The 15,918-nt window shown below is 47.2% G+C and carries 15 protein-coding genes, 1 pseudogene and 2 riboswitches; of the genes and pseudogenes, 6 read left to right on the forward strand and 10 right to left on the reverse strand.

All coding sequences use genetic code 11. From position 1 onward, the window contains the following. The first annotated feature begins 2 nt into the window (after positions 1-2). Complete coding sequence (locus E6P06_RS00860) at positions 3-1,730, forward strand: ATP-dependent endonuclease (protein WP_008786699.1); 1,728 nt, start codon at positions 3-5, stop codon at positions 1,728-1,730. Beyond that, complete coding sequence (locus tag E6P06_RS00865; RefSeq protein ID WP_008786698.1) at positions 1,727-3,142, forward strand: UvrD-helicase domain-containing protein; 1,416 nt, start codon at positions 1,727-1,729, stop codon at positions 3,140-3,142. Before E6P06_RS00860 ends, E6P06_RS00865 begins: the two co-directional genes overlap by 4 nt. Positions 3,143-3,272: 130 nt before the next feature. Here E6P06_RS00865 and E6P06_RS00870 read toward each other — a convergent pair whose 3' ends face one another. From E6P06_RS00870 to E6P06_RS00910, 9 genes and pseudogenes are all read right to left on the reverse strand, one after another. After that, positions 3,273-4,034, reverse strand: coding sequence for a hypothetical protein (locus E6P06_RS00870; protein WP_008786697.1), 762 nt, complete (start codon positions 4,032-4,034; stop codon positions 3,273-3,275). Between the two features lie 531 nt (positions 4,035-4,565). Continuing rightward, positions 4,566-5,459, reverse strand: coding sequence for a hypothetical protein (locus E6P06_RS00875; protein WP_020996176.1), 894 nt, complete (start codon positions 5,457-5,459; stop codon positions 4,566-4,568). Positions 5,460-5,791: 332 nt separating this feature from the next. Beyond that, positions 5,792-5,938: pseudogene (locus tag E6P06_RS00880) on the reverse strand (DUF2891 family protein); the annotation flags it as partial. A gap of 188 nt (positions 5,939-6,126) precedes the next feature. After that, complete coding sequence (locus E6P06_RS00885; RefSeq protein ID WP_008786695.1) at positions 6,127-6,384, reverse strand: molecular chaperone DnaJ; 258 nt, start codon at positions 6,382-6,384, stop codon at positions 6,127-6,129. 72 nt (positions 6,385-6,456) lie between these two features. Next, positions 6,457-7,653 carry a hypothetical protein gene (locus E6P06_RS00890; protein ID WP_008786694.1) on the reverse strand — a complete coding sequence of 399 codons (1,197 nt, stop codon included), beginning with the start codon at positions 7,651-7,653 and terminating at the stop codon, positions 6,457-6,459. Positions 7,654-8,036: 383 nt separating this feature from the next. After that, positions 8,037-8,816, reverse strand: a complete 780-nt coding sequence (locus tag E6P06_RS00895; RefSeq protein ID WP_020996177.1) for an HAD-IIB family hydrolase — start codon at positions 8,814-8,816, stop codon at positions 8,037-8,039. Between the two features lie 338 nt (positions 8,817-9,154). Next, entirely contained in the window at positions 9,155-9,544 is a 390-nt protein-coding gene (locus E6P06_RS00900; protein ID WP_008786692.1) for a DUF190 domain-containing protein, read from the reverse strand. Then, positions 9,541-10,914, reverse strand: a complete 1,374-nt coding sequence (locus tag E6P06_RS00905) for a voltage-gated chloride channel family protein (protein WP_008786691.1) — start codon at positions 10,912-10,914, stop codon at positions 9,541-9,543. The genes E6P06_RS00900 and E6P06_RS00905 overlap by 4 nt, the downstream gene beginning before the upstream one ends. A 75-nt stretch (positions 10,915-10,989) precedes the next feature. Beyond that, a riboswitch (Fluoride riboswitch) is annotated at positions 10,990-11,058 on the reverse strand. Positions 11,059-11,270: 212 nt separating this feature from the next. Next, the gene (locus tag E6P06_RS00910; RefSeq protein ID WP_008786690.1) at positions 11,271-11,849 is read right to left on the reverse strand and encodes a phosphatase PAP2 family protein; all 579 of its coding nucleotides are present in this window, start codon (positions 11,847-11,849) and stop codon (positions 11,271-11,273) included. Positions 11,850-12,064: 215 nt separating this feature from the next. Then, a riboswitch (Fluoride riboswitch) is annotated at positions 12,065-12,141 on the forward strand. A 42-nt stretch (positions 12,142-12,183) separates the two neighbouring features. On the opposite strand from E6P06_RS00910, the gene E6P06_RS00915 reads away from it, so the two are divergent. From E6P06_RS00915 to eno, 3 genes are read left to right on the forward strand one after another with little or no spacing between them, the layout of a single operon-like run. Further along, positions 12,184-13,146, forward strand: a complete 963-nt coding sequence (locus E6P06_RS00915) for a DHHA2 domain-containing protein (RefSeq protein WP_008786689.1) — start codon at positions 12,184-12,186, stop codon at positions 13,144-13,146. 3 nt (positions 13,147-13,149) lie between these two features. Then, the gene (locus E6P06_RS00920; protein WP_008786688.1) at positions 13,150-13,578 is read left to right on the forward strand and encodes a universal stress protein; all 429 of its coding nucleotides are present in this window, start codon (positions 13,150-13,152) and stop codon (positions 13,576-13,578) included. 15 nt (positions 13,579-13,593) lie between these two features. Next, positions 13,594-14,880, forward strand: coding sequence for a phosphopyruvate hydratase (gene eno, locus E6P06_RS00925; RefSeq protein WP_008786687.1), 1,287 nt, complete (start codon positions 13,594-13,596; stop codon positions 14,878-14,880). 75 nt (positions 14,881-14,955) lie between these two features. Here the strand turns inward: eno and E6P06_RS27530 are convergent, their stop codons facing one another. Next, positions 14,956-15,093 (reverse strand): hypothetical protein, encoded by a 138-nt coding sequence (locus E6P06_RS27530; RefSeq protein ID WP_159060712.1) that lies wholly within the window; start codon positions 15,091-15,093, stop codon positions 14,956-14,958. A gap of 105 nt (positions 15,094-15,198) precedes the next feature. Here E6P06_RS27530 and E6P06_RS00930 point away from each other — a divergent pair, with 105 nt between their 5' ends. Further along, the gene (locus E6P06_RS00930) at positions 15,199-15,885 is read left to right on the forward strand and encodes a 2,3-diphosphoglycerate-dependent phosphoglycerate mutase (RefSeq protein ID WP_020996179.1); all 687 of its coding nucleotides are present in this window, start codon (positions 15,199-15,201) and stop codon (positions 15,883-15,885) included. Positions 15,886-15,918 lie beyond the last annotated feature (33 nt).

A 15,918-nucleotide genomic window follows, 5' to 3' on the forward strand; every position in this document is an offset into this window, starting at 1 on the left:
AAATGGCTGTTATCCGCCACATCAGCATCCAAAACTTTCGGGCAGTGCGACAAGCAGAATGGTGCCCTGGCCCAAGCCTCAATTGTCTGATAGGCCCAGGGGATTCAGGAAAATCGACCATCATTGACGCGATTGACCTGGTGCTTGGCGCAAGAAGATCGTTTACGTTCAGTGATGCAGATTTTCATTTGATGAACACAGCCACGCCAATCTGCATCAGCATAACGCTAGGACAGCTCGATGACGGATTGCTGAATCTCGAAGCTTACGGACGCTATTTTCGTGGGTTCAACATTGAAACGAAAGAAATCCATGATGAACCGCTGGCGGGTGATGAGACTGTGCTCACGCTAAGAATGGTCGTCGAAGATGATCTTGAACCAGACTGGCTCTTATTTTCTGAACGAACAACTGCGGAAGGTCTGGAGAAAAGACTGCAATGGAAGCACCGTGAGCAATTAAGCCCGACGCGCCTTGGGGCTGCATCCCACCACCACCTGGCATGGGGAAATCGCTCAGTATTAAACAAACTTTCAGATGAGGATTTCAATGTCAGCGCAACGCTGGCCGAGCTTTCCCGTCAAACCCGGCAAAGCTTTGCTGCCCGGGAACTTCCGCAGCTTGATGCCATTCTGACCGAAGTCAGAACTATCGCGAATTCACTTGGGGTACCGGTCGGTGAACTGAAAGCGCTTCTGGATGTTAATGGCGTTTCACTCTCTAACAGCGCAATCAGTCTGCATAACAATGATAATACGCCGCTGAGGATGCTTGGCACGGGATCGACCCGTTTACTGGTAAGCGGGTTACAGAAAGCTGTCGGGCGTCCAGGGACCATACTTATTGATGAAGCGGAATATGGGCTGGAGCCCTACAGAATAAGCCAGCTGTTGCATCAACTGGGCTCCCGCGATCCTGAGCCCACTTCGCAGGTATTCATCACCACTCATTCCCCATATGTTCTCCGGGAACTCCAAGCAACCCAACTATGTGTGCTGCGAAAAGTAAATCAACCGGCCCCAGAGCCTTCACACCTTTTCCTGACACTTAGCGGAGAAGATCAGGAACAGGCAACCTTACGGGCCTGCGCTGAAGCCTTCTTTAGCAAAGCCGTGATTGTGGGTGAAGGTGGGACTGAGGTTGGTTTTATCAGAGGACTGGATTTATACAGGCAAAGCAGAGGAAGAACGGGTTTTCAGGATCAAGGTGCCTTTGCTACCGATGGCGCCGGTGGGGAAAAATATTTCAAACGCGCCGAGGTTTTTGCACGACTGGGGTATCGTACTGCATTACTAAAAGACTCAGATATTATCTCGCAAGCACACAGACTAAAGACAGAACATTGCCGGGCCAGGGGCGTGACCATTTTTGAATGGGGTAATGGTTTTTCAACAGAGGGAGCCCTGCTAGCCTGGTGCCCTGTTGAGACTATCCGTGACATTGTTCTCCTCGCTGCGGCTCTGAACAGCCAACAACAGGTGGATCAGCATATTCAGAACTGCTCCCAGGGAGCTTATAACTTTGAAGCATGCACTGAGGAACCAACGATAGAAATGAGAGAGCCCGTGGCGCGTGCGGCAGGTGAATATGGTTGGTTTAAAACGATCGGCAAGGCTGAAGACCTGGCGGAAAATATTGTGGGCCCGGCTATCAATGATTTTTCACGGCCGTTCAAGGCGATAATCAGAGATTTGCTGGGGTGGGCTGCAGATGACGGTGATCAACAATGAGTGTGGATGCCGTTTTAAATGCCACTAAAGGCCTGATTGTAGCGCCTGCCGGATGCGGCAAAACCCACCTGATTACTGACGCTCTGAGTGTTGCACAAAGTAAGCCGTATCTCGTGCTGACGCATACAACTGCAGGTGTAACGGCACTCAAAAAGCGATTGAGTCGTTTTGCAATTCCTCCGCGAAACTATATTGTGACAACAATCGATGGATGGGCGCTGAAGATAGCAGGCTGTTTCCCGGGATTGTGCCCGCTTGACGTTGGTCCTGAAAATCCAACCCTTTTCTACCCTTCTCTTCGCCGTGCCGTACTGAACTTGATTGTTAACGGTAATATTAGCGAAATCATCACAGCTACTTACTCGCGTTTGCTGGTCGATGAATACCAGGACTGCAATAGTGAACAGCATGAACTGACTTGTGCGCTTTCACGTTTGCTACCAACGGTCGTCTTTGGTGACCCGATGCAATGTATCTTCAGCTTCAGCGGCCCTATGCCTGACTGGACCCGAACCGTTGAGACTTTTTTCCCTACTCTGGCAACCTTGCAGACGCCCTGGCGCTGGAACAATGCCCAAACCCCAGATTTGGGCCAATGGATCCTTGAGCAAAGACATCGTTTACTTCGCCGGGAGCGCATTGACTTAAAGTCTTGTCCTGAATATGTCCGTTTTCATCCTCTTTCACGAAATCACAATGACAATATCCAGCGCCAGCAGCGCGAATATTACTCGCTGCTGCGACATTTCCCCAACGACTCGATTTTGGTTATGGGTGATTCACGAAGAGCTTCATCCCGGCATCAATTTGCACAACGTATTAATGGTATTGATGTTGTTGAACCCGTTGATCTGACTGATGTGATGAGAATGGCCACTTCCCTTGACGAGGCTAATACCGCTAACGTGATGCCAAATATATTACAGGCAGCAGCTGAGCTGATGACAAATGTGGGCGTTAGCGCAACCCTACGCAGAATTGGTTCTATTCAAGCCGGTCGAAACATAACGCCCCCTTCTTCACTTGAAATTGCATTAGTAGAGCTTGCACTGGCACCCACCCGACAAAACATGCGAACAACGCTTCTCTTGCTTGAAGAGAAGTATGAAACTCGCGTATTCAGGGCCGGAGCGCTGCAAGTGCTAAAAGATGCAATAAATCTGTCCATCAGTTCACCCGAAAAAAGCATTCATGAATCAGCATCTGTCATTCGTGAACAACGCAGATACCAGGGAGAAGGACGTGTATCGCATCGCTCAATAGGCTCAACACTTCTTCTGAAAGGACTGGAATGCGATCACGCATTAATACTGGATGCAGGAAATATGGGAGCAAGTGATTTGTATGTTGCACTCTCCAGGGGGGCTAAATCTGTTACGGTCTTCTCAGTCCGTGATGAATTCACACCCTGATAGTCCACCAATGGGGCTGGATTTTTTACCTGAGCGGAATCAGTCCGCAATGGCTCAGAAGCATCCAAAGCATCCGTGGCGATTCAAAGTGTTATTTCACTCATAGACCATTCCTTCAATTTCTTTCAATCTATAACTGTGAGGGAGTCGAAATAACTACATTTGATTGCCATTCGGATTCACCACGACGGCGAAAATCTCTGATAACAGCCTCTATGACATCCACGTTCAAAGCTGGCGCATCAACAATCATTTTAAGGCCGATTCCGTAGGAATAGCCAGGTAAGTAACGGTACTCACTGTAAATTTGTATGGGAGTATTAAGCGCTATTTCTTGTTCTCGCTTCGAAAGATACTCAGAAAAAGTTAATCCATTGAATATTGCATAGCGAGTAAGATGCCTTGGACTATCGCGTTGCATGGTATCTAGCCTAAATTCTTCTTCACGCTGATGTGTATTCAACAAACTGTAGGCTTCTTCAAAGGCTAATGAACCAACTACATCATTAAAAGCGGTCTGCGTGGTAATGATTTCAGCATTCCATAATACGTCAGGCTGGAGACCTAAAAAATAGATATCGCTCCAGTTCCAGATATAATCTTTGCTGTTATAATATTGATCTATATCGCATTCATCGTAGAAGATGCCACCATAGATATGACGAGTATTCCGGAGACGATTTTTCAGCTGAATCACTTTTTGCCGACGTTTTCGACGCGAAAGAGAGATAAAAGAGCGATGCTTTCTTATGCTCGGCATTGAGACCTCTATACTATCAGAGTTATGCTTACCTGAAAAATGGCAGCCGATCAGGGTAATGGAAAAAAAGTATACTTTCAAGCGTTGGCTTAAAGTCTGTTCAGCGATAACATCGTTCTTCGTCGCTGACAACTTCCTTGCGCTCCACTATCAGTTCCGAGGCCCGGATTTGCTTTTCCAGTGACCCTGACCTGAAATCCTGCCCCATTCAGAAACATAATTCCGGCATGATCTACGCTGCCTGAACGGAGGTGGTGCCGATGCCCCCTTCTCTTCGTCATGCAACACTATCGCTATGCTTACCGGCTTCGTTATACTGATACAAATTTTATACATCTTTTATTCAGTCAACATTAACAGTATCTCAGTGTGTTTCCCTGTTATTTCTGCGCGGGTTAAACTGAAGCATCGTTTTTTGCTCTGTAGAATCGGAAGCATCTGTCCCGGAAGGACAAATGAAAAAATCAGAAAAGCACAAAGATGCATTGCTGTGCAAATAGGTGACACCTATCCAGAAATACTTGAACCATTGCGGGAAAAATTCGAAATGATTATAAATATCGACAACACCGCCCCACATACCGGGGCAACTAAGATAGTGAATGCTGTTCATTCATGCGACTTGTGAGATGATGGAAGGAAGGTTCTGTCGTGGTCAACTATCTACAAGCCGCTATAATAGTCAATTAATTGCTTGCAAAATTTCTTGCTTCGGATGTTACCAACATAGCTGCTGTTTAACAAAGTACCAAATTGTCGAGCTTTTTCATTATTGAACCCTCGAAATTTGTCTTGGTTGCTGTGATAGATATATATTGATTCAAATTCTCCAATGTTATTTCTTAAGAGCTGTTTATCTATATCTACTGCTATATCGCTAATTAGTGACATGTATTTCTTCAATGATTCCAACTCAACCTTGTCATGGAATTTATCTTCCACTCGATCAACAAAGACGCCATTATCCATTCTGCTGAATGAATGCGCCGCTCGATTTCTTATTTTTCTGATTTTCTCCAATGTTTCAATGTTATCACGAATTGAGGATGGTAATTCCAAAAATACCAATTCGAAATTCCTAGCCCTATCATACCAAGTACCCTTCACAAGGGAGGTTATTATTTTTTCAGTGTTCACTGCTTTGGTGTTTTTAATTAACTTCGTCCCATCAACTGCCCTAGATTCTCCAATCATGACACCTGGGTCTGATAACAAGGAAATTGTGCCAATCCTTTTTATATAAAATTCCAAATATGAAAGGATTGAGGTTAAAGCATTTATATAGCATAAATTCTGGAAGCTCTTGAAGTTTTTCATCCAAAGTGCTTTACTTTTCTCTACTCTTCTAGAGTCTATCCCGGACACATGAAATATATCATGAATAGTTTTATCAGCTTTATCATGCCTTACTAAATACTCCCCAAAGCTTTGTAATGGTACAAAGCTCCAAATATAATTATTTATTTCACAATGGTGTTTGTTAAAAACTCGATAAGAATTTGTATTTGGATCAAGACAACTCCATCTATTGAAACTTTCGTTCTCATCTTCGTTCATGATAACCACGTACTCCTTATTATAAATTTTATGGGCTGTAATTATTCGACTTGCAGAGAATAGCATGAACAAGCATAGTGGTGAATTTCTTTGTAATCCCACTTTAATATACTATATTAACCTTCTTATCCTGCCGATACTCCTGATGTAGACCTCGGTAAACTTAACAATGCTACCGCCATCAGAGTCATAAGTTCCGATAAGGTATTGATGTATCAAATGCTACCAAATTTCATGGATTGTTCAAGAAGGCAATCAGACAACCCCTAAAACTTGATGGGCCTAGCTATGTGATTGCGATGAGACATGGTGACCTGCCGGATGCATCAAGGCAACAACGCTTCGGTCAGCGCTCCGGAAATATACTCATCACCGCCCGGTTCATAGTGCGCAGCATAACGCGTATCGGCGAGATAAAACCGGTTCGCCGCCTGCTGAATTGCGTCCTCAAGTACGGTGTCCTCAAGCGCACGGGCATAAATTCGAGTATCGGTCAAGGCCACCCGTTTCCGAGTAGCCTTGTACTTTATTACCAACATATATGAACTGGTATTTCTATGTGATAAGTTGATGCACTTATGCACCAGTCTTACGCCTGCTCTAGAGACCTTGATTTAACCCTAAACGCCGTGTTAACGAGTGGGTGAGCGTCTTAGGAATGCGGGCGTTAGTCCTTCTCCTCGTCCCAGTCCTCTTCATCATCATCTTCCTCTTCATATTCGTCTTCTTCTTCATCGTCAACTTCGCCCACACCACCGCAGTGGGGGCAGATTGACGTTTCAGTTGTACCATCACCATAACAGGTGTGGCATTGTGCAAAGGGTTTGTCTTCTTCAGGACTGTAACCCGATCCATCGCACTCCGGGCAGGTAACCTCGAATAGGCCGTCTCGGCCATGGCATACTGGGCAAGTTTGAATTGTCATTCTCTCTTCCTCTAATTTTGGGATGCATAAATAAGCCCGGTCAGTAACTGACCGGAGGGAAATCAACACGGCTTACTTAAACCGCGCCTTAAGGGATTTAATTTGGGGGGTCGTTGCCAGCTCACAGCACCAGGCTTCAGTATCTGGGAAGGCAGAAATTTTATGGCGTAGCTCGTGTAGGCGCTCGTTTTCGGGATCAACACCGTGCAGCGGCAAAAAATCCGGGGTCAGGATGCACAGTGCGCAGGCTGCAAAGCCTTCCATGCGCTTTTCAGCGCCCTCAAGCTGTATGGTCACCAAATTACGCGTTAGTCGATCCACTTCCACCGGATCATCACTGTTACGAATAGCCTCTACCACGATTGTGTTGTAATTGCGATAGAGATCGGTTTCGGAATCACCATGCGCAAATACTGGCACCTGGGCCCGACGCTGTCGATATTGTTCAAAGGTCATCTCAATCACCTCTAACGCCAGCTGCTTATCAATCCGGGTCGTATCAGCCTTATAGAAAAGTGATTGTGCTAGCTGATGGCCAGCGTATATCTCTCCAAGCCGAAACATTCCCGAGAGTGCCATGATGCCCCGCCAGGTTTTAATGGGCTCTCCGGTGTTAATCCAGCGTGTAGCAATGGTGCCAACCTCAAGAATGAGCAACTCCCAGGCAGGTGAAGAACGAACTTTGGTCATAAGGCTGTCTTCCTGGGCCAGGAAGTGTAAAGCGATAGCTCGGTACACATGTTTTTGCTCAGGATTCTCAGACCCAACTAAATGATCAAACACATGGTGGAATTCCTCAATCAGGCGGCCTTCATCTTTGGCCTGAACCATCTCCTGATAATTTGATTCATACTTGTCTTCTACAATCGCCAGGGGCTGCACTAACTCGATTAGGTTCACACACTGAACATAAAGATTATCCGGCACCCGGAAATGTGCTTTCGCTGCATGGTGATTGATAAATGCAGACAGGCGGTCAGCCATAGCCTTACGGCGATCAATAACCTGGTTCCAGGACAAACCTTCATCGACGACAAGGGCAAGTGCCGGTATATCATTGAGCTTTTCGACGCCCAGCATGGCAGTCAACAAATCCGTTTCACCCGACTGTTGCCCTTGGACATGGTACGCATCATGGTAACCTTGCCGAAATGTGTTGATATCGGCTACAGAGTCAAATTTTTTGAGACTTGATTTAATGCGGCCGATGGCCGTGCGAGCAAGTTTACGGTCGAATTTCTGCGACGCGAATGACGATGGTGAGTTCATGGTTTTTCCTCAAGTAGACAAAGTCCTGACACATAAAAAGTGCCATGTATTGGACCCGGAGTCGTCTGACCCCCTTGAGGTTGGGTAGTAGCCTAACCCTTTTACCGTATCGCGCTTGCCCTGTGATGTCAATACACCTTACCCCAATGACGCTATAACGCTTTTTACAACCTTTTATTAGTTTGGAAAAGGTCCATGAACTGAAGCAGAGTAAGCTGTCAGAATATATTTAAAAGAGGCGCATTTCCTGTTAGTTCATGAAGTTCTCTTAAAGTGATTTCAACTTTCTGTTAAAAAAATCTTTTATAGCAGAGAAGCACACGCATTAAAAACCCGGCCACTGTCACTGTGACTGGATAAGCCGACGGGACCTGCGTTTCTCATTATCTGGCGGCAATTACCGCATCTGCAATTTCCACAAAACCAGCACCTCCCGGGCCACGGGTGATCCACTGTGGAGGTTTCGGGATTTGATCAAGGAAATCTGATACCGTGCTCACTCCCACCGTATGTTCAAAGAATGAAAACATCGGCGCATCATTCGTCGAGTCGCCGCTATACAATACGGCAGAACGTTCGGCATCAATGTCGAGATCGTAATAATCCCTGAGCACTCGTCGGGCCATAGATAACTTGTCATACTCTCCAGACCAACCAAGAATCCAGAGATTGTTTACGGTGGTTGTCGCACCTGCTTGCGTCAATGCGTTAAGTATTAATGAACACTGATGGGCTTCTGGCGGTTTAGCAAAGGCAATGGACGTCATCCTGAAAGGTTGATCGTCGGCAAAATGAGCGGCAGGAATTTCCCTTTTTATCTGTTCCCCAATTTGCGTCAGGCGCTCAGCGACGTCAGGATATTTTTCTGTGCCGTGCCAGAAGAAACGCTCAATGCCATGACCGTCATTTTGCCTCCTGAAAAACACACCGCCATTTTCACCAATGACACCATCAACTGGCCACATCCGTGCCATCTGGTCGCACCAGCCGGCTGGCGCGGCTGTGACCGGTATCACTTTGACTCCCGCGTTCTGCAACCGTTCCAACGCCATATAGGTTTCAGCCGCAAGGCGCCCCTTGTAAGTCAGCGTTTCATCCATGTCTGTGAGAACAAAACGCACATGTTTAAATGTTGACGAATCTGCGGAACAGATCTCTTTCATAAGCACGCTCGAAGACTTGTAGAGATAATAATGGTTTATAATTAAACGACTTATGGAATTATTAAAGTCAAAATCGTACTAAGTTATAATTTTTATTGCGTTATTTACACCTCAGAGTCGCGTTTGGGCGGTGAAGGTGTGCTGGGTGCGGTTCAGATGCAGCATGTTCATACTCACACAACTTAACATCTCCCAACGGCTCTCGTCGAGTCATGGCGTTCTGAATGAAATCGGAGAAATCTTGCGATGACTAGTCGAAAAATTAAACTGTTATTTTATTACAACATGATATCCGGGGTTCTCTCCCCGGATATTTTATCATGACTACTTTCCTGTATTCAGGCAAACTCAGGTGCATGAAGGGAAATATGGTGAGCATGAGGCTCTTCACATTTTAATAGTACGGCATATACCTTTTTTAACTCTTCCATATTTTCATGAAGAAAAGCTCTCAGATTTTCTTCCGAGTCCAGTAGCTCGAGACACTGGGGATGTGTCATATTGGTTAACTCAGGATGATGGTGAGATAATCGTTTTCCGGGAAGATAACCGGAGGTGACATGATGTAATGTCGCTGCTTTAATGTCTGATTTCTTCGCCACGGAAAGAAGATGCTGCGCCAGTTGGGGAGCTAGTAATCTGTGCCAAAAACGTCTGGCACTGGCTTTAGATGCGACTGGAAAATATAATCTTAAAGCGGCTAAAGTCTGGACTGCATCTGCACTCATTTAGAACTCTCCATTGTGACTTCTTTGTCTTTTTTCGGTTGGATTTTTATTTCATTTTCTTCACTTGATAACGCGAAAGATTTCTTCCTGCGAACAGCAGAAATTTCAGAAATGCGTAGCTCAGACGGAACAAGTGTACGGTATCGGCGGCTTTTGGCATGACCGACTCGCTGGGCATGATAAATCCCGGTATGTCCTGAAAAAAGATATGCCGTAAAGCAGCCGACGGCAGAAAATACCGCCATTTCGGTACCGAACAGTTCCATCGCCATAAAGGTTGTCGCAAGCGGGGTATTTGCCGCACCGGCAAACACAGCTACAAAACCTATCCCGGCCATAAAAGCAAATGGCATGTGCAGAAGAGGAGCGAGAGCATTCCCCAGAGTGGCACCAATGTAAAACAGAGGTGTGACCTCACCACCTTTAAATCCTGTCGCCAGAGAAACGATGGTAAAGCTCATTTTTCCCATAAAATCCATCGGATATAGCGGTTCTTTAAAGGCTCGGACAATTTCCGGAATACCGAGACCAATATAACGGTCAGTACCGATAAACCAGACGGCGGCAGCAATCAGTATCCCTCCGAAAAAAGGACGCAAAGGAGCATATTTAATGTAACGTTTAACGATCCCACTAGCCTTTCCGGTCGCGACAGAGAATACCATTCCTGCCAGCCCGAATACGGCACCCGCTATCACAACGGACAGGAAACTCCATATAGTAAATGCCGGGATGAAATCGATGCGGTAATGTGTGTGATGTACCCCCCATGCCAGACAGACCTGATCGGCAAGCACTGCGGCAACCAGACAGGGGAACAGCGCGTCATAACGAATTCGCCCTATTGCCAGTACTTCCATCCCAAAGATAGCACCGGCCATCGGGGTACCGAATACTGACGAAAAGCCCGCGCTCATCCCAGCCATCAGCAGTATCCGACGAGCGTCTTTCTTCACTTTAAACATATGCGTCAACTGATCGGCCAGGGCTCCCCCCATCTGAACCGCCGTCCCTTCGCGCCCTACCGAAGCGCCAAACAGATGCGACATGAGGGTACCGCCCAGAACCAGTGGCACCATCCTTATCGGAACCACCTTTCTCGGATCGTGTATCTCATCGATAATCAGGTTATTGCCAGCGTTGACGGGCTCGCCATACCAGCTGTAAACCAGTCCGACCAGGAGACCTGCCAGTGGAAGCAACCATATCATCCAGGAATGGGATTCCCGCCATGCTGTGGCATTATCGAGTGAGAGCAGAAATACCGCGGATGCAGTACCTGCCAGTAATGCGATAAGACTCGCAGTAACTAACCATGCCCCTATATAGGAAAATAATTCAATTTGATCGTGGTGTTTTAGTCGTTTCATTGGTCCTGGCTCGTGAGTTTCAGGGCTGACCAATGGGGAGTGCAGAAAATAGCCTACAGTACCGACAAAGGTCAGTGTTCTGTAGGCGTCATTAACTGTCAGAAAACAGTGGTTATAAGGAGGAACGCCATCTCCGCCGGGCACTATACCTGTTCTGCCCAACGTTGACCATGATTTTTCCTGCTTCGCCTGCGGAATTAGCCTCCCCTCATTCGCAAAACCGTAACGGATCGCCGGAAAATGGAGTGTTCCGCAGATTGTCTGCCAGTGAAATATTATTCAGGATAGACAGACCAAGATACAGGAAATGAAGATGACAGTTTTTAAATATTGCCACTGCCATCTCCCACCCATCATTAAATTTTGAATAATTTTAAGCTGATTGTTTTAAAAAAAGAGAATACATATTCACCTTTATATTTCCATAACCGGCAGAAAAGAGCATTAGACACCATCCCCGTGATGACACCTCCTATCATATCGAGAGGAAAATGTACGCCAAGATAAATACGTGACCAGGCGACCAGAATACTAATGCCCAACACCACCAGGCCGGTACGTACTGCCTTTGCGCTGATCAGCGCAAGCGCAAAACACACAAAAATGGTCATATGATCACTCGGGAATGAGTAATCTGCCGTATGCGAAAACCAGACATAGCCCAGCGGAACCATAAATGGTCTTGGATGCGGCCAGAAGGTTCCAATAATCAGGCTCAACACTACACCAATGACCATTGTTAACGTTGAGCGAAGCGCCAGTATCTTTCCTTTTTCTTTACCGGCAAACCATAAAAAAATAATAATAAATGGTATGGCATAAATAAGGGTATTCGCAAAAAAATTCGCAATAACCAGAGCTGAATCAGGCGTTCCAGGCTTAGCGTTCATAGCAAGGAAAATTTTTCTGTTCAGAGTTTCAATTTCATTCAGCATAAATGTTAATTACCCAGAAAAAAGAAGCATAATACTGCCTGATTCTTAATATTCACTTAAGAAAAATCCATGATGGCTGGCAGATCCCCCCAGATTCTCACCGTTCATTCTCGCTGAAGCCCTGGAGGGATAGGATGACACCGCGCGTAAGGAATAACCTACACAACAGAGAACAATAATTGATATTGATTTATTGCAACGGTCCATATAAGATTGATCAACAAGGTGATGGTGCTCCACCTTACCCAACCGCCGGTTTCTTTAAAAACCGGATGATGACGCCTGATATACAGTTGAATTAGTCCTTTTATAGGCATGTATGTCAGGTATCGCTATGAAAAATCAAACCACATTACCGCTTACCTCAGAATCTCTCTCTTTTCAAAGAGATAATCCAATCCATGTCTTCGGTCATCGAAATCCTGACAGCGATGCTATCTGCAGCGCGCTGGTTGTGGCTGACTGGCTTAATTACACTGGTCGTCCCGCAACGCCCTGGCGCCTGGGGGATATCACCCCGGAAACCCGTTACATCCTCAATGTCGCGGGTGTTTCACAACCTGATTTACTCACCGCCGACTTGACTGATAAAACCGTATGGCTGGTTGATTTTACGGATGCGGAGCAGGGACCATCCTCGTTGATGGACAGCAACGTCATCGGCATCATTGACCATCATCGTATTGGCACCCTCATTACCCGCAATCCACCGGATGTCTGGGTGCGGGCGGTAGGATGCTGCGGAACCGTAATTCTCTCAATTCTGATGCATGACATTCCGATGCCGATTACGGCATCTCAGGCAGTGTTGCTGATGGGGGCGATCCTCAGTGATACCGTTGCGCTGACTGGCCCCACCACCACCACTCAGGATCAGGAAGCCGTGGCAGTTTTGCGTGAAATCGCCGGTATCGATTATGACCAGTTTGTGACAGGGCTACTGCGTGCCAAAACAGATATAACCGGGCAATCCACATCGGTATTACTCAATCGTGACGCCAAAAATTACCGGATCCATGATGTGCCGCTGTTGTTGTCACAAATTGAGGTACGCGACATGGCTGATATTACTCCCCTGTTGCCCGCGCTGCTGCAGGAAATGGATAAAACCTGTAAAGACAGTTCGCTGGACATGGTTATTTTGATGGTGACAGACATCACCAACCGGAACTCCGTTTTACTTTTTTCAGATAGCAGCCTGACAGGCTCTCTCCAGATGTCGCTGCCCGGTATGACAAGCCGGAAGAAAGAAATCCTGCCCTGGCTGACCGACCACTTCGCTTCTTATAAGAGGTGATTTATGCAAATTTACCGGCATGCCTTATTACTTGTACAGAATGAAACCGATGGTCTGCTGTTGCTTGAGCAGGCAGAACGTCTGGCAAAAGAGATGGGCACCCGTATTACTGTCGGCCATCTCAGCGCTGACTACCGGGAACTGGATTATACCAGTGATTCATTAACTAAAGATCGCCAGTCACACGAAGTTATTGATGCAAAGGCAATGCTGAGCCGTCTGGTGGAGTCCAGCAGTATTGATATCAAAGTCAGGTCCATCGTCAGTATCCATCGTTTCCGGGACGTCGAAGCCGTTGTTCAGCACGAAGATATTGATCTGGTCATGCTGGGGCATAAAAACCGCCTGTTCGGGGTTTTTTCTTCCTACTCTTTCGAATTTATCAATCACCTTTCTGTTGATGTTTTGATTAAACACATTCCAACCCCATAAAAGAAGGTCAAACTTATGAGCTTTAAAATTGAAAATATCGTCGCAAGAGAAATTCTGGATTCCCGTGGTAACCCGACCGTAGAGGTTGAAGTGACTTCTGAGAGTGGCTGTGTGGCTCGTGCCTCCATTCCTTCAGGCGCCAGCACCGGCTCCCGTGAAGCCATTGAGCATCGCGATGGTGACAAAACCCGTTTTGGCGGTAAAGGTGTACAGGATGCGGTCCGCTGCATAAATACCGAAATTAACGATGCCCTGCAGGGCTACGATGTACGCCGCCAGAAAGAAATCGACAACTGCCTGATAACCCTTGATGGCACAGAAAACAAAGGCCGTCTGGGCGCCAATGCGATCCTTGGCGTGTCGCTGGCAGTATCCCGCCTGGCAGCACAACTATCCTCTACCCCGCTCTACCGTTATCTGGGTGGCGTCGGCGCGAATCTGCTGCCGGTTCCCTGTATGAACATCATTAACGGCGGGGTCCATGCCCGCTGGCAGGGCGCTGATTTTCAGGAGTTTATGATTGCACCATGGGGGGCTTCTTCCGTACGTGAAGCTATTCGCTGGGGCAGTGAGGTCTACCAAGCCCTGCGACAGGTTCTGCTGGAAAAAGGTTTATCCACCGGCGTGGGCGATGAAGGCGGTTTTGCGCCGGCCGTTTCCTCAAATCGCCAGCCGCTGGAGCTTATCGTGGAGGCAATTAGCAAGGCGGGATATCGCCCGGGTGAGGATATCGTTATTTGTATGGATCCGGCCTCCAGTGAGTTCTACGCCGATGGGAAATATACCCTGCGTACTGAAAATACCCGGCTCAGCGCCGAGGAAATGACCCGCTACTATGAGCAATTGGTGAAGGATTTTCCGATAGTCCTGATTGAAGATGGCCTGGCGGAAGATGACTGGGCAGGCTGGCAGATCCTGCACCACACGCTCGGCGATAAAGTTGAGCTGGTTGGCGATGATATCTTTGTGACCAATGTGAAATATATCCAGCGAGGTATCGATGAGAACCTGGCCAATGCAGCACTGATCAAACTTAACCAGATTGGCACCCTGAGCGAAACCATTGAAGCCGTTCAGTTGTGTCAGGATAACAACTGGGGAACCTTTATTTCACACCGGAGCGGGGAAACCGTGGACAGCTTCATTGCGGATATGACCGTAGGCCTACGAGCCGGTCATCTGAAAACCGGCGCTCCCAGCCGCGGGGAACGCATTGAGAAATATAATCAACTGATGCGTATTGAAGATGAATTAGGTGATGCCGCCATCTTTGCCGGTAAAACCGCGTTCAAAAAACGCTGATTCCGTCACCCTTCCCGTATGCTTAGCTACGGGAAGGGGTAAGGTGATCCTATGAACGGAAAAATACTCATACTGTCAACAGCAACGGGGATCCTGGCAACCTGTCTGGTTTTCCTGATCGCCGATGTCTTTTTTAACGTACTGCCAGATGATACCAGCGCTGTTGTAATCGCGCTGTTCATCGGGAGCTGCACCCATCTTCTGATGCGCCACCTCCTTGACCGGAGCCCAGGTAAATTCAGGTAATCAGTACAAACAACTGAACGGGTTCAGGTCCTTCAGGTTCAGTCGCTGTTGGTGACCGACAGGTAGTTGCTTATGGGAAAAATTATTTTACTCCGCCATGGAGAGAGTCAGTGGAATCAGCAAAATCGTTTTACCGGATGGGAAGATGTTCCGCTGACGCAGAAAGGAGTGGAGGAAGCCCGGCGCGCAGCAAACCTGATAAAACGGTCGGGGATCATCATTGATGGTGCCTGCACATCCGTTCTGAATCGGGCAATTCATTCACTCTGGCTGATAATGGAAACGCTGAATCAATTGTGGTTACCGGTGGACAAATCATGGCGGTTAAATGAACGCCATTACGGTGCGCTTCAGGGAATGAATAAGGATGAAGCCGCTCAACAAATTGGCCAGAATATCGTTTATCACTGGCGGAGGAGCTATCGTGGCATCCCTCCTCCGTTGCTGGATGCGCCTGCTTTACTTCATCGTGAGGCACGTTATCGCCATGTGTCCCTGACGGACCTACCGGCGGGTGAAAGTCTGGAAATGACGCAGCGAAGGCTGCTGCCTTACTGGCACCACGTCATTGTCCCGCGTGTTGCCAGTGGTGAAACCATGCTGCTGGTCAGTCATGCTAATGCATTGCGTGCGCTAACCATGTTTATTGAGCAGATTGATGAGAACAAGGTTCCCGATCTGCATGTCCTGACGGGTATCCCCGTACTGTATGAAATGAATGAAAATCGGGCCATCACCGCACGTTATTCCCTTGAATGACGGTCTGATGGTGCCCTGATTTCTGCGAGGTGG

This window comes from Citrobacter sp. CF971 (genome assembly GCF_006385635.1).
Lineage (GTDB): Bacteria > Pseudomonadota > Gammaproteobacteria > Enterobacterales > Enterobacteriaceae > Citrobacter > Citrobacter freundii.